This window comes from Streptomyces sp. NPDC032745 (assembly GCF_055579465.1).
Genome location: NZ_JBVING010000036.1, coordinates 1 through 5,508 on the forward strand (window position 1 = coordinate 1; position 5,508 = coordinate 5,508).

Genomic DNA, 5,508 nt, shown 5'->3' on the forward strand with positions numbered 1-5,508 from the left:
GGCTGATGACCAGGTGAAGGTGCGGGGTTTCCGTATCGAGCTGGGCGAGGTCCAATCGGTGTTGTCCTCCCACCCGTTGGTGGTGGCTGCGGCGGCTGTGGTGCGGGAGGACCGGCCGGGAGACAAGCGTCTGGTCGCCTACGTCGTGGGTGATGTGGATCCCGCCCGCATCCGGGGCCATGTGGCGGAGGTCCTGCCGGAGTACATGGTCCCCTCCGCCGTCGTGGTCCTGGATGCCCTGCCGCTGACACCCCACGGCAAACTCGACCGCAACGCACTCCCCACCCCGGCCGACACCACCGCTCTGGTTCCCGCCCGCAGGAACGCCTCTCTCCCGGAAGAGATCCTGTGCGGGTTGTTCGCCGACGTCCTGGGCGTACCCGAGGTCGGCATCGACGACGACTTCTTCGACCTGGGCGGGCACTCACTCCTCGCCATCAGGCTACTCAGCCGGATCCGGACGGTTCTGTGCGCCCAGCTCTCTGTCCGGCAGGTCTTCGAAACCCCCACGCCCGCCGGTCTCGCCCGGCACCTGAGGCCCGCGACCGCGCGGATTCCGGTCACCTCCCGCAGTTCGGCCCGTACGATGGACCGTCTCCCGTTGTCGTACGGGCAGCGGGGCCTGTGGTTTCTCAGCCGGCTGGACGGGGCTTCGGCGCTGTACAACATGCCGATGGCGCTCCGGCTGCGCGGCCGATTGGACGTGGCGGCCCTCGATGCCGCGCTGCGTGATGTCGTCGCGCGCCACGAGCCGCTGCGCACCGTCTTCCCCGAGGACGACGGTCAGCCGTACCAGGTCGTGCTGGACCCGGACCACGCCGATGTCGGGCTGTTCACGGAGCAGACCACGGTGGAGGACCTGCCGGGCCGTGTCGCCGAGCTGGCCGGGCACGGCTTCGACCTGAGTGCGGAAGCGCCGCTGCGTGCGACCCTGCTCACCGTCGCCGACGACGATCACGTGCTCGTGCTCGCCTTCCACCACCTCGCCGCTGACGGCTGGTCCATGGCACCCCTGGCGCGTGACTTCTCGTCGGCCTACCGGGCGCGGCTCCGGGGGCGGCCGGCGGAGCTGCCCGAACTCGCCGTTACGTACGGTGATTTTGTGTACTGGCAGCGGGAGGTCCTCGGTTCCGAGAGCGATGCCACCAGTGCCATGGCCGAGCAGACCGTCTTCTGGCGCCGGACCCTCGAGGGTCTGCCCGAACAGTTGGACCTCCCCACCGACCGGCCGCGTCCGCCCGTGGCCGACTCGGCCGGGCAGACCGTTCCGTTCCGGCTGGAGGCCGACCTCCATGCCGCGCTGGCCGGATTGGCCCGGCAGACCCAGTCGAGCCTGTTCATGGTGGTGCACGCCGGATTCGCCGCGCTGCTGACCAAGCTCGGGGCCGGTGCGGACATTCCCATCGGTTCTCCGGTGGCGGGCCGGTCAGACGAAGCGCTCGACGGCTTGGTGGGCTACTTCCTCAATACCGTCGTCCTGCGCACCGACACCTCCGGAAACCCCGGATTCGGTGAACTCCTGGCCCGGGTAAGGTCCGTGGACCTGGAGGCGTACGCCCACCAGGACGTCCCGTTCGAGCAGCTGGTGGACGTACTCGATCCGGAGCGTTCGGCGGCCCACCACCCCGTGTTCCAGGTCATGCTGACCTTTCACAACAACGCCCGCGTCGATCTGGACCTCCCCGGAGTCACGGCCGAGTCCCTGAACCCCGGTGGCGGCGGCTCCAAGTTCGACCTGACGCTCAGCCTCGCCGAAGACGAGCGGGGAGAGCGGGCGCACAGCGGCATCGACTGCTTCTTCGAGTACCGCACCGACCTGTTCGACCGCACCACGATCGAAGGAATGGCCGAGCAGTACGTGCGTCTCCTGCGGGCGGCCGTGGCCGATCCGGAAGCTCCGCTGAGCACCCTGGAGATCATGGACGGTGCGCAGCGGCACGACCTGTTGACCGTCCGGAACGACACCACGGTCGACCTGGCACCCGAGACCCTGCCCGAGCTGTTCGCGCGACGCGTCGCACGGGCTCCGCAGGCAACCGCCGTCGTGTCCGGGGCCGACGAATTGTCCTATGCCGAACTGGACCTGCTTTCCGGCCGGTTCGCACAGCGCCTGACCCGGCTGGGTGTCGGCCGTGAACAGGTCGTCGCCGTCGCGCTCCCCCGGTCCACACAGTGGCTGGTGGCATTGGTCGGGGTCATGAAGGCGGGTGGCGTGTACCTCCCCGTCGACCCGACCTACCCCAAAGAGCGCATCGGGAGGATCCTGAAGGAGGCCGAGCCGGTCGTCACGGTCACCGACGGCCCGGCGGCCGGGGTGCTCCCCCTGGGCATCCGGCTCTGCCGGATCGACGAGCCGGAGCCGGTGGAGGCGACGGAGGATGTGCGGCTCTCCCCGCCGCTGCCCGCCAACTCGGCTTACGTCATCTTCACTTCGGGGTCCACGGGAGTGCCCAAGGGCGTCACCGTGCCGCACGCCGGAATCGCCTCGATGGTCCGCTCCCAACAGGACGCCCTGGCGGTCGGTCCCACCAGTCGGGTCCTCCAGTTCGCCTCCTCGGGTTTCGACGCGTCCCTCTGGGAGGTGTGCATGGGCCTGCTGACCGGGGCCACCCTCGTCGTACCCGACAGCGGGACGGTTGCTGGGGAAGAACTGGTCCGTCTCGTCGCGAAGTCGGGCGTGACCCACGCGACCCTGCCCCCGGTGGTCCTCGCGGGACTGGCGGAAGGCAGCCTTCCGGCCGGGCTGACCCTGGTGACGGCGGGCGAGGCCTGCCCGCCCGAGCTCGCCGGGCGCTGGGCCACCGACCGGGTCATGGTCAACGCGTACGGACCGACGGAAACCACGGTGTGCGCGACCATGAGCGCTCCCCTCGACGGGCATGGCACTCCGCCGATCGGCACGCCCGTCGTCAATGCTTCCGTCTACGTCCTGGACGCCTGGCTGCGACCCGTCCCGCCCGGGGTCGCCGGCGAACTGTACGTGGCGGGGGCGGGTCTGGCCCGCGGCTACCTGGGACGCCCGGACCTCACTGCGGACCGCTTTGTAGCCTGCCCGTACACCGGGCCGGGCGGACGCATGTACCGGACCGGCGACTTGGTGCGCTGGAAGGCGGAGGGAGACCTGGAGTACCTGTCCCGGGTGGACGATCAGGTCAAGCTGCGCGGGTTCCGCATCGAACCCGCTGAGGTCAGCAGTGCGCTCCGCCTCGCTGCGGGCGTCGCCCAGGCGGTCACCGTGGTGCGCGAGGACCACCCGGGGGACCGGCGGCTGGTGGCGTACGCCGTTCCCGCGCCCGGCGCGGTCCTCGACACGGAGCAGCTGCGGACCCACCTGGCACGCTCGCTGCCGGACTACATGGTGCCCGCGGCGATCGTCCTGCTCGACCGGTTGCCGGTGAGCGCACACGGCAAGCTCGACCACCGGGCGCTGCCGGCGCCCGTGTTCGGTACCCGCGCCGGCGGCACGGTGCGAACCGCTCTGGAGAGCAAGTTGGCCGCACTCTTCGCCGAGGTCCTCGGCCTGCCCGAACCCCCCGGTGGGGACGAATCGTTCTTCACCCTCGGCGGCGACAGCATTCTGTCGATCCAGCTCATCGGGCGGGCCCGCAAGGCGAACATCCCGCTCGGACCCCGGGACGTGTTCCTGCACAAGACGGTGGCGGGACTCGCCGCGGCCGTCGGCGAGCCGGCCGGTGGGGAGGACGTCGTCGGCACCGACGACGCGGTCGGTGATCTGCCGCCGACCCCTGTCATGAGGGGGCTGCTCGAACTCGGGGCGCCCATCGACACCGTGGCGCAGTCCGTGCTGCTCGAATCGCCCGCCGAGCTGGACCACATCCGCCTGCGGGCGCTGGTGGGGGCGCTGCTGGACCATCACGACCTGCTCCGCACCCGGTTGGTCGTCACACCGGATGCGCAGGAGCCGGTACTGCGTGTGCTGCCGCGCGGGGCCGTCGACGCCAGGCGCTGCGTCCGGCGGGTGGACGCACGGGACAGGACCGGGAGCGAACTGGAGGAGCTGATCGCCGAGGAACTCCGCCGGGCATGGAGCGAACTCTCCCCGCAGGACGGGGTGATGGTCCGGGCCGTGTGGTTCGATCCGGGCCACTCCCGCACCGGCCGGCTGCTCCTCGTCCTGCACCACCTGGTGGTGGACGGCGTGTCGTGGCGGATCCTGCTGGACGACCTCGCGGGATGCTGGGCGGATCCGGAAGCACGTCCCGAAGCGGTCGGCACTTCGTTCAGGCACTGGGCGCACGAGCTCCCCTCGCTGGCGAAGACGCCCGAGGTGCGCTCCCAACTCCCGCTCTGGCAACGGATGGCGGGCTTCCCGGATGCCCGATTGGGTGGCCGTCCCGTCGACCCCGCCCGGGACACCACCCGTACCGCACGATCCCGCCGGGTCCGGTTGGCCGCGGGCGCGGAAGCCGAAGCCCTGCTCGCGTCCGGTACTCAGGAGGCGTTGTTGGCGGCGTTGGTGTTGGGGGTGGGGGACTGGCGGCGGGTTTCGGGTCGGCCGGGTGGGCGGTCGTTGGTGGTGGAGTTGGAGGGGCACGGTCGTGAGGCGGTGCTGCCGGGGGTGGATCTGTCGCGGACGGTGGGCTGGTTCACCAGCATGTACCCCGTACACCTCGACCTCGACCTCGGCCCGGACGTCGGTCCCGGCTCCGACCCCGACGCCGGAACGGCGGGGATCCGTGAGGTGGAGCGCCGGCTCGCCGAACTCCCGTCGAACGGCATCGGGTACGGCCTGCTGCGCTGGTACGGAACACCGGAGGAGAGGGCTTCCCTGGCGGCCGCACCCGCACCTCAGGTGCGCTTCAACTACCTAGGCCGGATGGGTGGTCCGGGCGGGGAACCAGCGGCCTGGGGGACCGCCCCGGAGGCCGAAGGCCTCCGCAGCGTCGGCCATGTCGAAAGGCCGATGACCTCTGCCTTGGAGATCAACGTGGTGGCACTGTACGGCCCCGACGGGCCGGAGCTGACCGCGACCGTGACCTGGCCCGCCGGTGTCCTGGGTGAGGGAGAGGTGGACGGCCTCGTGGCCGCCTGGCTCGACACCCTCCACCGGATGGCCACCAGGAACGCTGCCGCCTCCGAGGCGGCGGTACCCGGGATGGTGAGCCTGACTCCGGCCGAACTGGACCGCCTCGCCGCGGAGATGGAGGCCGGCCGATGACCGCGCCCGCGATCGCAGGAGTCCTGCCGCTGACCCCGCTGCAGGAGGGGCTGCTCTTCCACCACCTCCTCGGCGAGCGGGAGGACGACGTCTACACCGTGCAGTTGGCCTTCGGGTTCGAGGGCGAGCCCGACGTACCCCTCCTCAAAGCCTCGATCGAGGCACTGCTGCACCGGCACCGCAACCTCACCGCATTCTTCTGGTTCCGGGACGGGGGAGACCCGATCCAAGTCCTGCCGCGGGATGTGGTGGTGGATTGGTGGGAGTGTGAGGTGGCGGATGAGGTGGGGTTGGCGGAGGTTTTGCGGGGGGATCGGGGGCGTGGTTTT

General features: G+C 70.7%; 2 protein-coding genes. Both read left to right on the top strand.

All coding sequences use genetic code 11. The annotated features are described in order from the left end of the window. Nucleotides 1–58 precede the first annotated feature (58 nt). Complete coding sequence (locus ACZ5WG_RS40720) at nt 59–5,179, top strand: amino acid adenylation domain-containing protein (RefSeq protein ID WP_468729693.1); 5,121 nt, start codon at nt 59–61, stop codon at nt 5,177–5,179. Then, the coding region (locus tag ACZ5WG_RS40725; RefSeq protein WP_468729692.1) for a condensation domain-containing protein at nt 5,176–5,508 on the top strand (333 nt) is incomplete at its 3' end. The genes ACZ5WG_RS40720 and ACZ5WG_RS40725, both read left to right, overlap by 4 nt.